Raw genomic sequence first — 19,448 nt, 5'->3', positions numbered from 1 at the left:
CCCTTCCCATACATAATATTGTTTCGAAATGAGTGAAATCCCATCCCATTTTTCTGGTTTAAGGCTCTACCCAGCATGATGCAGTCCACACAGACAACAAAAAAAAGAGCCTCTCCAAAGGAAAGGCCCTTCATTTATCACACCGTATTCATCTACATTATTTGACCGCACCAGCCGTAATCCCGCTTGCGATTTGCCGTTGAAAAATAATATAAATAATGAGTACTGGAATAATGGTGATCAAAAGTGCTGCGAACAATGGTCCCCACTCTGTACGATACTGCATCTCGGCTTGCATAACGCCGATTTCCACCGGCAGCGTGTACTGAGTTGGATCATTAATGAGTATTGTGCCCACGATGTATTCATTCCAGATGTTGAGGATGTTGACAATGCCTACTGTAATCAAGCCAGGCTGCGCTAGCGGAAGCATGACACGGAAGAACGTCCCGTAATAAGATGCGCCATCGACGATAGCTGCTTCCTCGAGCTCCTTCGGCAGCGACTTGAAAAACCCGACGAGCACAAAAATTCCGAATGCCAGCAAGCTGGACGTATAAACAAAAATCAAGCCGAGCTTCGTATTGATTAATCCAAGTGAATTCATTAAGAAAAATAACGGGATGAGCGCGAGTACAAATGGAACCATCATCGAGGAAATATAAAGCAGAAACAAAGCATTGCTTCCTCTAAATTTGTATCTCGCGAGCACATACGCCGTCGTTGCAGATAGCAGCAGCGCTAGTATCGTCGATCCCGTCGTAATGACCATTGAATTAACAAAATACGTATCAAAGTGATATTTACTCCATACATACGAGAAGTTTGACCAAATCAGCGGCATCTCCGGCAAGGCCCAAGGTGCATTTAAGAAAAATTGTTCATTATTTTTAAGAGAATCAAGTAAAGTCCAAATAAGCGGGTACAATACGGATATGCCCCATAGGATCAAAATAACATAGATGATCAGTTTGGCGAACGGATTTTTAATCTGTATATTCATCTCTTTATCCCCCTTAGCTCATCTCAACGGGGTCATGACGCATTAACCGTTGAAGTACGATTGTCGTAATTAAGGACAGGACCAAGATGATAAACCCTATCGAAGCACCATACCCGAAGTGAAATTGACGGAATGCCATTTGATACAAATAGGAGCCCATAACCTGTGTGCTGTTATCCGGTCCACCTTCTGTCATAATCCATACAATAACGAAGGAACCGTTAAGCGTAGTCATCATGATGTTAAGAATGGATACTTTCATTTGCTCCCATACGAGAGGGAGTGTTATGCTCCAGAACTGTTTCCACTCACCTGCACCCTCAATGCTTGCCGCTTCAAAATACGATGCAGGAATACTTTGAATGGCAGCGATGAGAAGAATCATATAAAACCCGATACCCGCCCAAATGGCTGGAGGCAGAAGCATCCAGATCGTATGATCAGAGAAGCCAAGCCATGTTATCGATACTTTTTCACTTGTGAATAACGACAAAAACGCATTCAAGAAGCCAATTTGCGGATTATATATGAAATTCCACAATACGCCAATAACAACGACGGAAATTACATTCGGAATGAAGAAAATCGACCGAAAAAATCCAGCCAGTTTGAAGCCGAACCTGGTAAGCGCTACTGCAAAAAACGTCGCGAGAAGCATAATGCCGATTACTTTGCCAGCAACAAGGAAATAGTCGTTGCCGATCGCTCTCCACACAATGGGATCATGGAACATCTCTTTGAAATTATCAAAACCAACAAATGTTTTTGTCTCTGACATGCCGGACCAGTCAAAAAATGAATAATACAAGCTTTGCACAACCGGATAGATTGTAAATACGCCGAAAAATAAAAGAGTTGGGATGATGAATGATGCGATAAATATATTTCTCTGCCATTTTACTGTCCCTGAGTTCATACTTTCCATCCCTCCGAGTAAATTCACAGCGATTGATCGAGGCGTTATGCCTCGATCAATCGCTGCCGTCAATCTTTTGAAGGCTTATTTATTTGCTAACCTTTTTCACCACATCAGTTACCCGCTTAACCCACTCTTCAGGCGTAATCTTGCTAATAGTCAGTGCATCTGTTGCATCCATCATCGCTTTATCAACGTCAGCGTTATACGTAATTGTCGGAATAACAACTGTGTTAGGATCTGTCAAATATTTAGCAGCATCTTTAACATGGCTTGGCGCATTGGAGCTGCTGATGTCGCCTTTAATGTTAGAAGGAGCGCCGCTTAACTCAGCCCATTGCGAAGCTTGATCTTTCGAGAAAATGAACTGCAAGAACGCTTTAGCCGCCTCTTTGTTTTTCGCTTTTTTAGCAATAGCAACTGTAGCTGTGGAAGTGTTAGCAACCACTTTGCCGCCAGCTTCTTGCGTAATGGAAGGAATGAAACCAAAGTCAAAGCCAGCAGGAACGTCTTTCGCCATTTCGTTAGGCAGCCATAATCCATTCACAATGAAAGCATCTTTGTTTTGCAGGAACAGCATTTGTGAATCCGTGTGATTGATTTGGATGGAAGCTTTATCGATGTAATCCTTATCGCGCATGGCGACGATTTTGTTCAAAGCAGCAAGAACGGCAGGGCTTTCAAAAGCTTCTACTTTGTTAGCTGCCATATCTTGAAGAATGGAGAAATCATTGTTGTTTGCCGACACGATGGCTGGATACAGGAACGAGCCGTTGATATAGTACGGATATTTACCCGTGTGAATGAAAGGCGTAATGCCGTCTGCTTTAATTTTTTCGCTTACATCAAGGAAGGATGGGAAGTCCGTTGGTTCAGCCCAACCCTTTTCCTTAAAGAGCGCTTTGTTCCAGAAAACACCCCATGAGTTCAATACGAGCGGAATGTTGTATACTTTACCGTCAAATTGTTGAGCGGGTTGAGCCAAAATGTCGGCAATCAGATCACCGTCAACGTTTTTGGCATCTTTCAGCCATTCCGTCAAATCTTCCAGCTGGCCGTCTTCGACCATTTGACGATCATTTAATACCGGACCATCGATGTATACGAAATCTGGCGGGTTGCCGCCGATCCAGCGAGGTCTGTTTTGATCATTAATTTTTGGTCCTGCGGATTCTTTAATGTTCAGCTCCGGATTCGCAGCTTGGAAATCAGCAATAACTTTTTTCCACCATTTATCGCCATACCCGCCTACAAAATATTGAATTTCGAAGTCGCCAGTTAGTTTAACCGTATTGTCGGTAGCTGGTGCGTCCGTAGCTTCAGCAGCAGGCTCCTTTGTAGGTGCATTAGTGGCTGCTCCACCATTATTGCTATTAGAGCCACATCCAACTAGCGAAACGGCAGCCAAAATAACGGCGATACCAAGCGCGGCAATCTTTTTCTTCATAATCATTAAAGCAAACCCTCCCAAAAATGATGTTTTTTACACAGTACTTATGGGCTCCTATTGCAGCTCCATCGTGTAATTTCATCATAAATTGGGAGGGCTATAATCTCTATTGAATATCTTCCATATATTCTTTATTATCTTCTGTTTCGAGCATGCAAAGCCCATTATTTGATCTAAAACATCAATGTTGGTCAATTTTGTTGATTACTTTTACTTTCGGCAAAAGACTGCAGTTCGTCTAATGCCGCTTTCGGAGTCATTTGCTCATACAGAACGGCTTCTCCCAGCTTACGGGTATAATCGAGTACAGCTTGCCAGGAAGGCTCCTTCGCCGGATAAAATCTCGCTTTGCTTAACGCTTCTAAATCACTTTTGGTCTCTTCGCTCTTCTCAGATAACCGGGTGCCTACTGTCGTCGTAACGGGAAGAAAACCTTCGCGTTTAATCATTTCTTCATAAGCACGATCTTCATATAGGAAGTCGAGAAACTTGGACAATGCTTCTTGGTTTGTATGATCGGTTTTGAAGGAGACAAGCAGATCATGCACTCCAAACGTAATAGGCGGTGTACCATCCTTTACTGGAATCGGACCCTTTCCCCATTGCAGCTCCGGAAACTCGTTGGGGACGACGGCCGAGAAATAATTACCGGATATCATCATAGCGAGCTGGCCCCCGCCCATGATACGCTGCTTCTCGTCGCGAGTCGTACTATTTGGTTCAGGTTCAGTCAAGCCTTTATCAAACAGCTCTTTAAAAAAGGATAACCCTTCAACATTGGCCGGTGAATTAATCGCCCATTTCCCATCTTTAATCCAATCACCGCCCGAGCCAAAAAAGATATAAGACAAAGTTGCCTGCGTCTCATTGTCCGATAGGTCAATACCGAATCCGTCCGCTGCTCCAAGCGCTTTAATTTTAATAGCGGCCTGTTCCAGCTCCGACCATGTTGTTGGAGGAGCAGCAATGCCCGCTTTTCGGAACAAATCCTTGTTATAGTATAAATTCCGTGTAGTGGCCACGTATGGAATGGCGTATTGTACACCGTCTATCTGATCCATGTCTACTAAATTCGGATACAGCCTATTCGCTAGTTCAGGCGATATAATATCATCCATATTATTTAGCAAGCCATCCTTGGCATAATGGGCATACACATTTGTATTCAAAAGATCGGGAGGCTGATTCTTGCTAATCATCGTCGTATAGATTCCATCGAGTATATCCCAGTTGGCTACTTGCAGCTCCACATCGATTAAAGGGTTCTTCCTCTCAAACTCTTTCACAAGTTTCTCAAGCAGCGGCTTCGTTTCCGTGCTGTATTCAGAGGCGACAAACCGGATTAATGCCCGCTCCTCCTTGGGAGTGGCAACTGGTTCTGGACTCGCATTCATACATGAAGAGAAAATAAGCGTGGTTAACAAGAGGCTGACAGCCACCATAGGAGGTTTTACTCCATACCATTTTTGCTGCATAGGGTTATATTATCCTTCCGAATAGGGATCTACTTATTAGTAATGAATGGGAACAGCAGCTTCTGATTCTCCGTTGTGTACATATTATCTTTCGTAATGACATTGGATTCAACGTAAGTAATGAGATCGATTTTTTCTCCATTAATTAGCTTTAGCGCCGCTTTCACGCCAAGATAGCCCATATTAAATGGCTTCTGCACAATCGAAGCTGTCATCATGCCGGATTCCAGCAATTGGACTTCATCACTTGTGCTATCAAATCCAATGAGATTAATGGTGCCCGTCTTGTTATACTCTTTTAATAACTTTGCAACACCCTGCGAAGCAGATTGATTGAGCGTAATAAACGTATTGACGCGGGAATCACTCCTAAGCAGCCGCTTAGCAATTTCATAGGCCTGATCCTCGGAATCATCTGCATAATAGGTTTCCATTGCGCTGTCTTTGTAGCCCTTCAATGCAAGCTGCATGCCCTCCAGCCTCTCTTGAGAAATGATCGAATTAGCATGATCGCTAATAACGGCAATATTCGGATCACCGTCCGTTTCTTCAATGGAGGTTTGCCCCGCTAATCGTCCTGCTTCCCTATGGTCACTAGAGACAATGATGGGAGTAGGCTTCATATTCGGGGAATGATTAATAATGACCAGCTTGATGCCTGCTGCACGTGCTTTGGCAAGTATGGCGGGCATTCGATGATCCATCACCGTATCAATAACAATGGCTTGCGGTTTTCGCGCAATGGCATCCTCCAAAATTTGAATCTGAGCATTGGAGTCGCCTTCTACAAGCGGACCTTCTACGCTCAAGTTCAATCCTGTTTCCTTGGCTGCTGCTTCTGCTCCCTGATTTACGGCCTGCCAGAAATCAAGACGAATATTTAAGGACTTCAAAATAACCGTAACATTTTTCTCCTCATGGTTAACGCCAAAAAGCAGATTAAAGTTGAATACAAAATAGATGGCAATCATCGCAATTGCCAGGACTAGCCACAGCGTAAATCGATGCTTTCGCATTATTTTGCTCCCCTTAATCGAGTTTCGGTATTACGATCGTAATACAGGTACCCTCTTCAATTTCGCTGCGAATTTGGATGCCATACTCATGCCCAAAATACAGCTTGATTCGCTCGTTTACGTTGCGTATACCGATGCCTTGATTGCCGTTATCATCCTTATTGCTGTAGAGAAGTTTCCCCAGCTGCTCCTGTGACATCCCTTGTCCGTTATCCTCTACCTCAAATATAATTTGATCGCCTGCCTGCCTTCCGCGTATCGTAATTAATCCATCATCCATGCCGTACATGTTCCGTATGCCATGATAGATCGCATTTTCAACAAATGGCTGAAGCAATATTTTTAACGTTTTATAGCCTAGAATTGATTCATCCATATCGATGACATAATTGAGCTCATCGTTATAGCGCATTTTCTGTATAAGCAAGTAGTTCGTAATATGTTCAATTTCCACTCGAATCGGTACCAGCTCTTTTTCCTTCGTAATGCTTGCTCGGAACAGCTTAGCTAAAGCGGATGTCATAAGAACGACCTCCTCATGCTGCTTCTGCTCGGCCATCCACACAATCGAATCGAGCGTATTGTATAGAAAATGGGGATTGATTTGCGATTGAAGCAGCAGCAGCTCGCTCTTTCGCTTGTTTTCCTGATTTAGAATCGTTTCCTCCATCAGAAACTTGGTTCTGCTGACCATTAAATTAAAAGATCGTCCCAGCTGACCAATTTCATTCATTTGACCAATTTCCGTCTGAATATTGAAGTTTCCTTTCTCCACTTGCTTCATATCGGATTGCAATACTTTAATAGGCTTGGATAAGCGATGTGACAATCCTACGGAAATAAGCAAGGAAATAGCTAAACCGCATAAGGAATAAAAGATAATGGAATTACGCAGCCCTTCTTTGCTCGCAATCAAATCATCAGAATAGGCAACCCCGGCAATTCTCCATCCGAAGTTCGTATCCTGCACGGAATAGATACGTTTATCTCCACTCTCATTCGCTACAAAGGAGTGACCACTTGGAGCCCGCAGAACTTCTGCAATTCGCTCCGTACGCAGTTTACTGTCGATGAGCTGTTGCTGCGGATGATAGACGATATGACCCTCGTTATCCACGATGAAGAGATAACCTTTTTTGCCGAGGTTGATGTTTTCGCAAATATCATTAATGACACTTAAGTTGAGATCAACAAGAAGCACGCCATCCGCCTTAATCCCATCTGTGCTCTTAAGCTCTCGACTCAGAGAAACGACCCAGCGGTATTCGTTCTCGATTAGGTTTTGCACATGAGGAGCAGAAACGACGGATCTGCCACCTGCTGCTTTTGCCAGCTGATACCATGCTTGATCCTCCAGCGTCGTATTGGGGTTTAAGGTAGTAATTCTTCGGTCAGAAACAAATCGCCCAATGTATCCAAATACCATGATCGAGGCGATGTCCTTGCGCGTATACAAAATCGCCTGGAACAAGTCGGAAATTTGCTTCTCGTATGTGCGACGGTTCTCTGCGCTGATGAAGTTGTTGTCCGATATGTAATACTTGACGTCCTTATTCGTTAAAGCGAGCAGTGATATATTTTCCATGTTGTCGACATACGATTGAATGTTTAAATTGACCTGCTTAATAATTTCCTCAATGTAGCCCTTCGAATTTCGCTCTACTGCCGCTACGGAAACCTGATAGCTTACTAGGCTTGTTAATACAATGGCAGCCAAAATCAGCATGGAAAAAGCCAAAGATATATTCGATTGAATGCTTTTCAGCGGAAATAAAGGAAAGAACCGATCTTTGAGCATGTTAGGCTCCGCTCCCCTTTATTTGTTTCTCTCGGTAATCCTTCGGCGTGATGCCTGTATGCTTCTTAAATAAAATGCTGAAATAATTCGGGTCCTTATACCCGACTTGCTCCGCAATTTCATACAGCTTCAATGCTGAATGATGAAGCAGCTCCTTCGCCTTAGCGACTCTTACACCAGTTAAATATTCAATAAATGTCTCTCCTGTATGCTGCTTGAACACGAGGCTGAAATAGCTTGAACTCATGAGCACATGACGGCATAAGTCCTGCAATGACATCTTTTCATTCGCATAGTTTGTATCGATGTACGCTACTGCACGGTGGATTTGCATGTTTGTCAAATAATTACGATTATCTGCTATAGTAGAAATGACGGAGCTTACCATATCTTTTAGCCAAATTTCTACCTCATCAAGCGTCTTGAATTTGAACACGTTCATCAGCTTCATTTGTTGATCGTAGGAAGGCTCCTGCTCGTGAATGGCTAGCTCCTGTATGGAGTTCATGAGCGATAAAACAACCTTTTGCATTTGCAGCATGCATGCTTCTACGGGAACGAGCGAAGTCTTTAGCTCAGCTACCCCTTGTTCAATCAATTGGTAGGCTTCTTGAATGGCGCCTGTTTTGACAGCGGCAGCCAGCTTGCGATCGAGGTCTTGGCTCAGCGGCATATAACCGGAAGGTTTTCCTTCTATATCGATAATACTTAGCACCCTATTTTTGCCTAGCAGAAAACGATAGTCTAGTACAGACAAAGCACTCTTGTAGGATAACGGCAGCTGTTCAGCAAGTATGCATGTTCTGCCAATTCCTATTGTCACGGTAAACTTCAAATATTTCTCAATATGATAGCGAACCTCCTCAGCAAGCGAAAATCCTTGCTCATATAAGAGGCTCTCATTGTCATCGCCAAAAATAATCGCAACCATCCTCTCCTCCCTTGTACGGAAGGTAAGCACATGCTCTCGATCCAGCGTCTCTTTAAAAATATCGTAAGCTGCAAATCGCAAAAACTCGACGTCATGTTCATAGGAAGGCAGCTCTCGGTCGCCGAAATCGTCGATGTCTACGACCATGACCAAATATAGCGGTGAGATCGGAGGAAGGTTGAAATACGCAAATCGTTCTGCGATTTCCACTTTCCCTAGGCCAACCGCTACTAAACGCTCAAGAAATCTCTCCTTAAGCAGTGGTAGACTGTGCTCCAGCTGATTGTTTAGTCTGCCGAGATCTTCACGGCGCTGCTTCTCTTCATCCATCTCTGCTTTAATCCGGTCAAGCAGCTGTCGTATTTCTTGCGCTGTAATCGGTTTCAGAATGAAATCAGAAATTTTAAGCCGAATAGCCTGCTGCGCATATTCAAATTCGTCATAGCCCGTTAATATAATCATTTTTATATAAGGAAATTGTGCGGAAATTAAACCAGCCAACTCTAATCCGTCCATAAATGGCATACTGATGTCTGAAATAACGAGCTCCGGCCGATCGAGTTCTACTGCATCCCACGCCTCTCGACCGTTAGCGTAATCACCAATCAATTCGAAGCCATGCTCATTCCAATTGATTGTATTTTTTAATCCGATTCGGACAACCGCTTCATCATCGACAATAATTACTTTATACATCGAAGCCTCTCCAGTCTGTAAAAATAAATATAAGCGCTATAACAATATAAACCAATTATGCATGAGAATTCGTTTACTTACAATTATTCGATTCGAATTTACATTTCTATCCTTCTACTTGTTTTTACATTTAGCCTCATGCAGAAATACCCGGCCGCATGCGACCGGGTTGTGTTTGCTGTTGTACATATCATCAATAGCTTCTAAGCATCGACCATACGTTTCTTGTAAAAATATGCACACAATAAGTAGATACCAACAATCCATAGCGCAATAACGGCTAAGTAAGGCCAAACATCCGCGAAGCCTACACCCTTTTCCACTTCGTTTGCCAACTCTACAAGCTGCGCATTTGGCAAATAGGAGACGATGGACAATAACGGAAACGCATCAGCAAACATGGAGAGAGAAGTTCCCCAAGTAAAAACAACTACTAGCGGCAAAATAGCAACCGAAGCCTCCATAACCGACTTTGTCAGCAATCCGACAAATGTGCCTACCCCTACATAAAAAACCAAGGATAATAATAGTGCAATACCGATAACGAGCGTGTTAGCAGGACTATACCCAAGCAAGTAGATCGATCCAAGCAATACAGCCCCGGTCGCAATCATGCTTAACAAACTTTTCCCTAAAAAGATCTCATAAATACTAGCAGGTGACAGCGTAAGTCCACGCAGCGTGTTTTTTTCTTTCTCTTCTGCGACTAATGCCGATTGAACATAGGCTCCTACCATAATAAACGTCATATTAATGATCATATATTGCGTATAAATTGTCATATCACCCATGTTTCCGTAAAATGCAGCTAAAAGTAACGGCATGAATATGGTTGAAGTAACATACAAATTTCGGGATACGTCTTTATAGTCTTTCTGCAAAATAGCCAGTACACGCTTCATTGAAAATGTCATGATAGTTTCCTCCCTGTTACTTCTACGAAAATATCGCCAAGTGTCGGATAATTAGAATGAATCGTCTTCACTCGGTTCGCGCTCATATATTCAAACACCTGCTGTGCTCCCTTAGCGCCCTTAGGTACGACAACGGTAGCACCATCGGTCAACTCTATAGTAATCGTGTCATCACTATGCAGCTCACGCAGCTTCTTCGGCGCATCAAGCAATTGAATCGTGCCGTTATTCAGAAAAGCAACGCGATCACATAATGTTTCAGCCTCGGCCATATCATGTGTCGTCAAGAAAATAGTCGAGCCCTTCGCTCTCAGCTTCAGTAAGCCTTCATAAATATGTTTGGTGTTTACAGGGTCCAGTGCCGAGGTCGGCTCATCTAGAAACAGCAGCTCCGGCTCATGTAGAAAAGCTCTTGCCAATACTACTCTTTGGGTCATACCCTTGGATAGCTTCGATACTACTTTTTTGCTCTCCTGCTCCAAATTAACCATTTGGAGCACCTCTTGAATTCGGCTGACAGGTACATCATATAAGTCACAGTACAGCTTCAAATTATCATAGATGGATAAGCGGCCATACAATGATGTGTTGTCTGTAAGCACCGCCATTTTTTGACGATACTTCGCTTGCTGCAATTGACTTGCAGGTACTCCGAACACGTATGCGTTCCCTGATGTCTGTTTTAACTGCGCGGTTAATATTTTTATCGTAGTCGTTTTGCCCGATCCGCTCGGACCAAGAAATCCGAAAATTTCACCTTTCCTCACGTTAAAGGAAACGTCCTTTAATGCCCTTGAATTCGAAAATGATTTCTCTAATGAAGTCACTTCAATTATATTTTCCATTCCGCTTTCAACCTCCGCTTTCGTTTGCTGTTCTGCCTTCATCTTAGGACAGATCCAGCAGCGGCGCATTATAATCCCATCGAATGGAGCATATAAAGGGGTGAATGGTGCTTATTTGGAGCTGAATAGCGCAATATTAACGTTGTTTGGAGCATCCAATTCAGCGAATCGCGCTTATTTGAGTCCCATCATTTCCTTTAACTCAGCCATTTTTGTTTTTGACAAAGGAACGTTTGTCTTTAAATGATCATCAAGTACCAAGCTATAACTATTGCGAGTGAAGGTTATTACCTCTCTTACCTTCTGCAGATTAACGATGTACGAACGATGACAACGGAAGAAACCATACGTCTGTAATCTTTCTTCTAGCTCGTTAATTTTGAAAGACGTTGGATATATCTCACCCTTAATAAAGAGATTGGTTTGTCCTTCACTGCTTTCGATATAATCAATCTCCGGAGGATTAAATAAAATAATTTTGTCATTCATTCGTGTCGGAATTTTCTCGAATCTAACGAGCTGAACGATAGGCTCTTCTTCTTCTTCTTCACGTTCGTCATCACTTGCTTCTTTAGATTGTTCTTCATTATGATCAGCATCATCAGAAGGCAACGGTTTCTCTGCATTCTCCGTATCTTGAACATCAAACGCTTTTAGTCCCTTCTCATCCAGACGATAAACACGGCTGGTCACACTAAGCACCGTTTCCATATTTCCGGTGAGAACGAGAATAGCTTTACCGCTCTCCCCGAGTACTCGAACCATTTTTTGAAAAACCAATTTCGTTTCATTGTCTATGTTCTGATCCGGCTCTTCAAATACAAACAACGCCGGATCTTGAAACAATAAGCGGGCAAATTGAACTCGTCTTTTCTCTGACAGGTTTAGCTTCGTTATGCGCATATTTGCTTTCATATCGAGCTTAACGCTGCGAATAACCTCATCGACTACTAGGTCTGACCCATACAACTTTTTGAAAAAACTAAAGTTTTCTTTTACCGAAAGCCGCTCGTAAAACCCGTCTTCTAACAGCAACAGCCCAAGCTGCGACAGATATGCTTTCTTATTGCTCGCATAGGCTTCTTTATTTACTTGAATTTCTCCGCTTGAGACCGGCAGTTTTCCTGTCAGCATCGCTAATAGCGTATTGCGCACATTCATGCTCGAATAGAGTGCAACCACATCATGTCGAGCAATTTCTATATGAAAAGCGGGAAATACGAGGATATTCTCCGTATATCTTTCCAACTCTTTAATTTCCAAAACAGCCACATTATCACCTAGTTTATCTATAATTTATATTGAACTTATCTATTATACATGACCCCATTGCTATGCTGAATGCAGAAATTGGGTATTTTACCCTTTTGCAAATACCGATACCCAACTCTACATTGACTCGGTTCTCTAATCAACAAAAAAGCCCACAACCTCTTTCCGTTGTGAGCTTATTAAGCGGGAACTGCTGCTAGCGGCATCCAAATCTTCAACCATCATCATCTGTTCGAGCCCATTGCTTGAATTTTAATTTTCATTTTAACATTTACTTCCGCCTTAGAAAATGCTTCACCCCAGTTCTCCTTGACCTCCTTCCAATGCTCGTATTCATAGGCTCTTGCATGTAAACCGTATCCAATAGGATCAATTTTGGCTCCTTGCGTTTTCTTAATTAAGTGTTGCGCTTGTTTTTGAAGCTCTTCTTCTATTTGTTTTTCTAGCTCGGGGGCATTCTTCTCGACATCAAAAGTAAAAAGACGCTCTGTCATAACAATACCCATCTTCACCCTAATATTAAATTTAAAATGATTATCTATATAACTAGTTTTCGTCTTCACATGTATAAACGTAGGGTAAAAACTTGCTTTATTCTCTTGAGACAAGCCCTCGTCCGGCTGCTGAGGAAGCTTGAGCGTAAATGAAAATACGCCACCCTTTTCATCCTGCAAAATTTTCAATAATTTTGTTTCGTTAATATCCAAGGTTAATTTATATTTACCCATATGATCCAAAAGTGCCGTTCCCGTTACTTTTATTAGACCATCTTTTTTCATCTCTGTCATAAAGGGAGTTGTCCCTTTTTCTGTAAATTGACGATGAAGCTCTTGAAGTGTCGTTTTAACTGTAATATTGCGCTCATGTGCGGTATCGACCAGTTTCAATAAATACAGAGGAAGACGGGGCTTATCTTTAGGTACAGACATAGCGATTTCTGAAACGGGTCCATCTACCAAGATGGCCCTAGACACGGTTGTATTCTTTCCATCCCTGTACATTGTGTCCATAACTCTGAACCAGCGTTTATGCTGCACAACACGTTTACCAATGAGAATCACTTGAACCTTGCCTCTTCTTGTCAATGCAGTGATTGTAGCATCCAATTGTTCGACCGATTCCCTAATCGTAACAGCCTTAACGATTGTGTTCTCTTCCTTGTCTTTCGCTTCCTTATCAAACACCGGGCTAGATGAAGTAACAACAAGATTTTCATCCTCATCTAGATCGATTCCAATCATCAGACCGAGTGAAATATCTTCAATGTCGATCCGATCCGCGCACCCCGAAAGAACAGACAGTGATAACAGTAGACCAAAAAAGTAAATGACTCTCACTAGCTATCACTCCGTTGAAATCGATTATAGATACGGACATATAGGTAAAGGAAGAAAGGACACACATATACGAACCATATTCCTACTTTACTTATGAATGTCGACCATTGACCCGTCTCATTCCATGAAGGGTGTATAAAAACAGTGAGCACAACGCACGACAATAGAATAACAGCACCGTATGGAGCCGTGTTTTTTGTACCAAATAGGAAATTAGCGCCAAAGGCTGCTCCGAACATGTAAGGAAGCCACGCCGTTGAAATAACAAACAAATAGAGAGCCAAAAAAATCATGTCAAAACGCTCTAAAAAATGAAATTCAATCATCTTCAATAAATTAAATAGGGGCTGATTATAGTCTGTAATCCCGTCAGGACTAAAGTAGGCGAAGCAAATCAAGGTAACGCCTAAATAAATAAATAAAGTAATCGAATTGGCTATGACGATTCCGCGAACAGCCAAATGCTTTTTTTTCAAAAAAGGATATAACACCAACACAATCTCAAAACCGAGAAATGAGAAAATCGATGACTCTACCCCATTAAAAATAGGCCTCCAACCTTCCTTTATAATGGGAAGGAGATGAATCCATTGCGCGTCTTTCAGAGAAAACAGTAAAAGAAAAAACATCCAAACCGTCATATAAAAAACAAGCTCGGAGTATCTCCCCAAAACATGTAGGCCTTTTCCAACCATAAGAAATCCAGGAGCAATGAGTAAACAAACAACAATATAATCCGGGGTTATTTGCAAAAACCAATGCTTGATAAATAGCATCGTTAATGTCAATATCGTCCAGACGAAAAAAGCGAAATACAAAATAATAGGAAGGGCCATTGCCTTTCCCACAAACTTGCCAAAAAGACGTATCAACAAATCAAAAATGGTGTCATCAGGGTATTTCTCTAAAACCTTTACGATAATAATGCTTGCAATCAAGTTTATGCAATATCCAAGGATGAGTGATATCCATCCATCGGTCCCTGCTTTCTCAGCAAGGTCTCTGGGGAGAGAAAACACCCCAGTTCCCACCTGACACCCTTGAATGATAAAAATAAACTGCATGAATGTAATTTGGTTTAGCCCATGTTTCTTCAAGAATCCTCATCCTCCCGATGATTTTTCTGTCTGATGGATTGTGAGGGCATCGTGCTTTTGGGTCGCTTGAGCATAGACCATATAGGAAAACGAACAAAAACATCCTTCATTTCAACATATCTCCACGGAGCTAACGGGCTTCCGTAGGGAGTTCCCAGCGATTCCAAAGAAACGAAATGCACAACTAATATCATCGCTCCAGTGACAATTCCCACTATGCCAAACATCGAAGCCAGTATCATCATCGGGAACCTTAGCAGCCTAATTGAAGCCCCCATATCATAGTTCGGAATGATAAACGAGGCTATTGCAGTAGTGGATACGACGATGACCATGAAATTGCTTACAATTCCTGCCTGAACAGCCGCCTGCCCAATAATGATGCCTCCAACAATACCAATCGTTTGACCGATCATTGCGGGCAGACGAATTCCTGCTTCTCTCATCATTTCAAGTACGATTTCCATCACAATAGCTTCTATAATAGGCGGGAATGGCACCCGTGATCTTGTTTCCGCAATCGATAGAATGAGCTGTACCGGAATGACCTCGTAATTAAATGAAATAAACGCGATATAAGCAGAGGGTAAAAACAATGCAATAAATAAAGCAAAGAAGCGAAGAAGTCGAATAAAGGAAGCAATCAACCAGCGGCTATTGTAATCATCAACGCTTTGAAAGAAGGTAATAAAATTTACGGGAGCAATCAACACAGTGGGCGATCGATCCACGACAACGGCAAATCTTCCTTGGAGAATATGTGATGCGGTTGTATCCGGTTTCTCCGTCAAAATAACCTGCGGGAATGGCGAAAACGGATTATCCTCAATGAATTCAGCTAACTCGCCTGTATTCATAATGGCATCAATATCTATAAGATTTATTCGCTTTTCGAGCTCTTTGAGCAGCTCCGGATTAGCCACATCAGCCAAGTACATAATGGATAGCTTTATTTTTCCGCGTTGCCCTACACTCAGCTCCTTGATCTTCAATTCACGATTGGGAATATACCTGCGTATCAAAGCAATGTTCTGGCTCCCCGTTTCTACGAAGCTTTGATGTGCCCCACGAAGGGATGCTTCTATTCGAGAGTCTTCGACTGCTCTTTGCGGCCAACCTTTCGTATCATAAACGTAGACTTTGGGCTGTCCTTCAACAAAAAGCACACTATTCCCTTGCAAAATAGCATTTTCTATTTCATCCCAAGACCATTCGATACGAATCTTTCCTACACTTACTTCGGGTAAGCGATTATATTGTTCAGGAGAACCATTAATTAATTCATGCAAAATATTATTATGTATATATTCCTTATTTACTAAGCCCTCCAGATATACAAGTGTCGTAGAGTTACCTTCCTGATCCGTTTGGATCTGTCTTATGATTAAATCTGGTGTTAACGTAAACAATTGTTTAAGGTATTCGATGTTAGCTGACATTACATTACTAAGCGGAGGATCTTGCAGAGTTGAAGCACTATGATTGGGTATCCGATACTTCGATTTGCGGTTCCCTCTAAAAAATTTCATTATCGAAAACACAAGGAATCATCCTATCTTGATCCATTTATTGATTTAAAATAGTCATTCCAAGGATCGACAAAAAACGACTAAAAGATACCCAGTGTGCTTCATGTATACAAAAAGAAGCCCTCAATCCCACTCAAGCAGTGGAGTTGAAAGCTTCTTATATCCGTACCTTTTTATATAATCACGTGGCGATCGGAAATCCAAGTGAAAATATGGCTCCGCCGCCCTTGTGATTATCAGCTGTAATGAGGCCGCCGCACCGTTCAACAATCGCTCGTGCTATGGCTAGTCCCAATCCAGACTCCCCATCCTTGCCTTTCACAAAACGATGAAATAAATAAGGAAGCAGCTCATCTGATATGCCGCCGCCATCATCGGACACCGATATTTCAATGCGACCTTTCTTGATCGCAGCGTTAATATAAATATGTTTATCCGCATGTCTAATCGCGTTAGTTACAACGTTAAGCAGTGCTTGTAATAACTTATCTTGGTCTGCCTGAACCATCAGCTGTTCATGATCATCATAGCTTGGATGAAGCGTAATTCCTTTTTTGACAAGCATGGGATTGACACGTTCAATCGTCTCGGCGAGCAAATCCTTTAAACAAACCAATGAGGGCTTATAAATATCCTCCTCGCTGTCCAGCTTTGCTAATAGCGTCATTTCCGTAACAAGATTTTTCAATCTGTCGCTTTCACTCAAAATAATATCCAAACCTTTGCGAACATTTTCGCCTTCAAAAACCCCGTCTCTAATGCCTTCAGTGTATCCCGCAATGGACATTAAAGGCGATTTCAGCTCATGAGACGCATTTTGGAAAAATTGCTTCTGCGCACGATTAAATCGATTGAGCTCGTCAGCCATTTCAAAAACGACCTGCGCAACAGAACCAATCTCCCCTCCTGCCTTCACTCGCTTAACCTTTGAAAACTGACGGCTCTTCACCTTTGTTAATTCATCTTTCAATTTCATTAGCGGCTTGATTAGTTTTCTCGTTATGAAGTGGCTGAGCACCAGCATAAGCACGCCGCCCACACCGAATACGAGAAGCAATCGTTTGAGCAGCGCCTGCTCAATTTCTTTGATTTTGCTGACTGGCGTAAATAGCGTCAAAGTACCCTGCGGAATTGCATTAACTTCTACAAGGAACCCTTTATCCGATCCATCTAGTACCTTTCCCACGCTCGAAATGGCAGATGTTTTTGTACTTGACGTTGTTCCTATTTGCACCGACTGCATGGGTAATACATCTTCCACAATGTTGCCTTGAGCATCCGTAACGACGGCTTCAATAGACGAGTTAACCTGCGACGTACTTGCAGAAAGAGTAGTTCGTTTATCGATAGTTGCTTGTCCAAAAGATTCACTTTTCATCATAGTAGCTGATAGCGAAGCACTTGCCATCTTCAATTCTTCCTTCTGCGCAACCATAAAATGATCCAATAAAACAAAGTGAATCAAGACCGCCGTTATAGATAAAACAAGTATAAGCGCTATGCCAAATGCGAGATTAATTTGATGAACTAACTTCATATCAGCACCCACCCCGATCCGTTCTCATTCGATAGCCATGTCCCCATACCGACTCTATCGGCAAATGCTCTATTTTTTTGCGTATTCGTTTAATGAGATGATCGACAGCACGATCGCTGCCGAAATAATCGTCGCCCCAGACGAGTGTCAGGAGATCAGCCCTAGCAAAAGCACGGTTCGGCTGCTCAATAAATACTTTAAGCATTGTAAATTCCTTGCTCGTCATGTCCACTTCCTCACCTTGCCAAAACACGCGTCTTTCCTCCAACATCAATTGAAGCTCACCCATCTCGAGCCGCGATAATGGCGTTGCAGCATTCGTGATGCTTTCATCATGGTTATATTTGTACCATCGTTGGAGCTGCCGCTTTATACGTGCCACCAGTTCGCGAGGACTAAATGGCTTAACTAAATAGTCGTCGCTTCCGAGCTCCAAACCTAATATTTTATCCACTTCTGTATCTTTGGCTGAAATCATAATAATCGGCACTTCTGCTTCATTGCGAATTCGCCTGCATAACTCATAGCCGTCCATACCTGGCAGCATAATATCGAGCACCCAGAGATCGGGAGGATTGGTTTGCCATAGCTCCCATGCGTCCTCTGCATTTTCCAATCCAACCGTCTGGTAACTTTCCTTCTGCAAATAAATCTCGACTAGATTACGTATATGATGGTCATCGTCCACAACGGCGATGCGATAATTGCTGTTCACCTTCACTAACCCCCTGAACATTTCTTCTATAAGTATACCAAGCTGACAATCGCAATGGGGCCGTGCCATCGTTTTTCCACAAATACACCAATGTTCTGCCACAGCCGTGCTGTAGAGTAAAGCAGGTAAGACAAACCCATTAGGAGCGTGAAACCATGAACCACAAATTGATTATCTCAAGAGTTGTCCTTTCTTCTGCTTTATTAATGTCCGCCGTTGCCGGTCCTGCCATCTCGAATGCGGCTACCAAATCACCAAACCCGGAACAAATCCCAATGTTGCAAAAAGTAATATCAAGTAATACCTCTTCCACAGACGCCATTACTGGCGTAGCTGTAGTCAACAGCTTTACTAATCCGCTCGACTTAGCAAAAAAGTATGCGCCTGACACGCTCGCTGACTGGCAAGAAACATTGGACCAATATGAGAAAACGATCGGCAAAACCCTGAGTATCGTCTCATCTACAATCGAAGCGACGCCAGCTGTTGCATCTGGTAAAGAGACCATTTCTATATCTAAAGGGGAAATCAGCGCTACATTAGTTTCAAAAGCTGCTAAAACCTCCACAAAACTAGAGGTAGTGCCCGATGCTGTTGTTAAGCTTGATGAACAGGATGGAACGAAAATTCAAATGGCACAAGCGGTTGTTAGCGAGGCTGACAGCTCTGATATGGCATTTATTAGAGCGGAGATCAAACTGGCGCAAGCGGTTCAATCTGAAGATTCCGATGCTATTAAGGAATCACTCGGCAAGCTGCTGGAACAGTACAAACAGCAAATCGCTGAATGGAAAGCAGAAAAATAATCGATTAAACATCTCTCCCGTGTACAGCTGCGCATGAACGAATAAAAAAGGAAACAAACTCACCTCCACAAGGAAGTGAGTTTGTTTCCTTTTTGTATTTTGCTAACCATT

Annotated in this window: 16 protein-coding genes; 1 reads left to right on the top strand and 15 read right to left on the bottom strand. The window is 42.5% G+C overall.

The features are described 5' to 3' along the window. Positions 1-157: 157 nt before the first annotated feature. The 15 genes from AC787_RS18060 to AC787_RS17990 all read right to left on the bottom strand — a co-directional run bounded on the left by AC787_RS18060 (position 158) and on the right by AC787_RS17990 (position 18,531). Positions 158-1,003 (bottom strand): carbohydrate ABC transporter permease, encoded by an 846-nt coding sequence (locus AC787_RS18060; RefSeq protein ID WP_054026052.1) that lies wholly within the window; start codon positions 1,001-1,003, stop codon positions 158-160. Positions 1,004-1,016: 13 nt separating this feature from the next. Then, on the bottom strand, positions 1,017-1,919 hold the full coding sequence (locus AC787_RS18055) for a carbohydrate ABC transporter permease (protein ID WP_054026051.1): 903 nt from the start codon (positions 1,917-1,919) through the stop codon (positions 1,017-1,019). Between the two features lie 88 nt (positions 1,920-2,007). Beyond that, complete coding sequence (locus AC787_RS18050) at positions 2,008-3,372, bottom strand: ABC transporter substrate-binding protein (RefSeq protein ID WP_082360825.1); 1,365 nt, start codon at positions 3,370-3,372, stop codon at positions 2,008-2,010. Between the two features lie 188 nt (positions 3,373-3,560). After that, on the bottom strand, positions 3,561-4,844 hold the full coding sequence (locus tag AC787_RS18045; RefSeq protein WP_082360824.1) for an extracellular solute-binding protein: 1,284 nt from the start codon (positions 4,842-4,844) through the stop codon (positions 3,561-3,563). A gap of 29 nt (positions 4,845-4,873) precedes the next feature. Then, on the bottom strand, positions 4,874-5,860 hold the full coding sequence (locus AC787_RS18040) for a substrate-binding domain-containing protein (RefSeq protein WP_054026049.1): 987 nt from the start codon (positions 5,858-5,860) through the stop codon (positions 4,874-4,876). A 13-nt stretch (positions 5,861-5,873) separates the two neighbouring features. Beyond that, on the bottom strand, positions 5,874-7,658 hold the full coding sequence (locus AC787_RS18035) for a sensor histidine kinase (RefSeq protein ID WP_054026048.1): 1,785 nt from the start codon (positions 7,656-7,658) through the stop codon (positions 5,874-5,876). Position 7,659: 1 nt separating this feature from the next. Beyond that, entirely contained in the window at positions 7,660-9,285 is a 1,626-nt protein-coding gene (locus AC787_RS18030) for a response regulator (protein WP_054026047.1), read from the bottom strand. A gap of 203 nt (positions 9,286-9,488) precedes the next feature. Then, positions 9,489-10,199, bottom strand: a complete 711-nt coding sequence (locus AC787_RS18025) for an ABC transporter permease (RefSeq protein WP_054026046.1) — start codon at positions 10,197-10,199, stop codon at positions 9,489-9,491. Continuing rightward, positions 10,196-11,044, bottom strand: coding sequence for an ABC transporter ATP-binding protein (locus AC787_RS18020; protein WP_054027124.1), 849 nt, complete (start codon positions 11,042-11,044; stop codon positions 10,196-10,198). Before AC787_RS18020 ends, AC787_RS18025 begins: the two co-directional genes overlap by 4 nt. 174 nt (positions 11,045-11,218) lie before the next feature. Continuing rightward, positions 11,219-12,316: a LytTR family transcriptional regulator DNA-binding domain-containing protein gene (locus AC787_RS18015; protein WP_054026045.1), complete on the bottom strand. Its 1,098-nt coding sequence runs from the start codon at positions 12,314-12,316 to the stop codon at positions 11,219-11,221. A 224-nt stretch (positions 12,317-12,540) separates the two neighbouring features. Beyond that, a complete protein-coding gene (locus tag AC787_RS18010) occupies positions 12,541-13,653 on the bottom strand; it encodes a Ger(x)C family spore germination protein (protein ID WP_054026044.1) in 1,113 nt (370 codons plus the stop codon). Then, positions 13,653-14,750 (bottom strand): GerAB/ArcD/ProY family transporter, encoded by a 1,098-nt coding sequence (locus AC787_RS18005; RefSeq protein WP_054026043.1) that lies wholly within the window; start codon positions 14,748-14,750, stop codon positions 13,653-13,655. Before AC787_RS18005 ends, AC787_RS18010 begins: the two co-directional genes overlap by 1 nt. Beyond that, on the bottom strand, positions 14,747-16,279 hold the full coding sequence (locus tag AC787_RS18000) for a spore germination protein (RefSeq protein WP_082361000.1): 1,533 nt from the start codon (positions 16,277-16,279) through the stop codon (positions 14,747-14,749). Before AC787_RS18000 ends, AC787_RS18005 begins: the two co-directional genes overlap by 4 nt. Before the next feature lie 181 nt (positions 16,280-16,460). Beyond that, complete coding sequence (locus AC787_RS17995) at positions 16,461-17,816, bottom strand: sensor histidine kinase (RefSeq protein WP_054026041.1); 1,356 nt, start codon at positions 17,814-17,816, stop codon at positions 16,461-16,463. 1 nt (position 17,817) lies between these two features. Beyond that, on the bottom strand, positions 17,818-18,531 hold the full coding sequence (locus AC787_RS17990) for a response regulator transcription factor (RefSeq protein WP_082360822.1): 714 nt from the start codon (positions 18,529-18,531) through the stop codon (positions 17,818-17,820). Between the two features lie 155 nt (positions 18,532-18,686). Between AC787_RS17990 and AC787_RS17985 the strand changes: the two genes are divergently transcribed. Then, positions 18,687-19,337: a hypothetical protein gene (locus AC787_RS17985; RefSeq protein WP_054026039.1), complete on the top strand. Its 651-nt coding sequence runs from the start codon at positions 18,687-18,689 to the stop codon at positions 19,335-19,337. The last annotated feature ends 111 nt before the right edge of the window (positions 19,338-19,448 follow it).

The sequence above is a fragment of the Bacillus sp. FJAT-28004 genome (assembly GCF_001280845.1).
Taxonomy (GTDB): Bacteria; Bacillota; Bacilli; order Paenibacillales; family Paenibacillaceae; genus Pristimantibacillus.
This window is presented reverse-complemented; position numbering and strand designations above follow the sequence as displayed.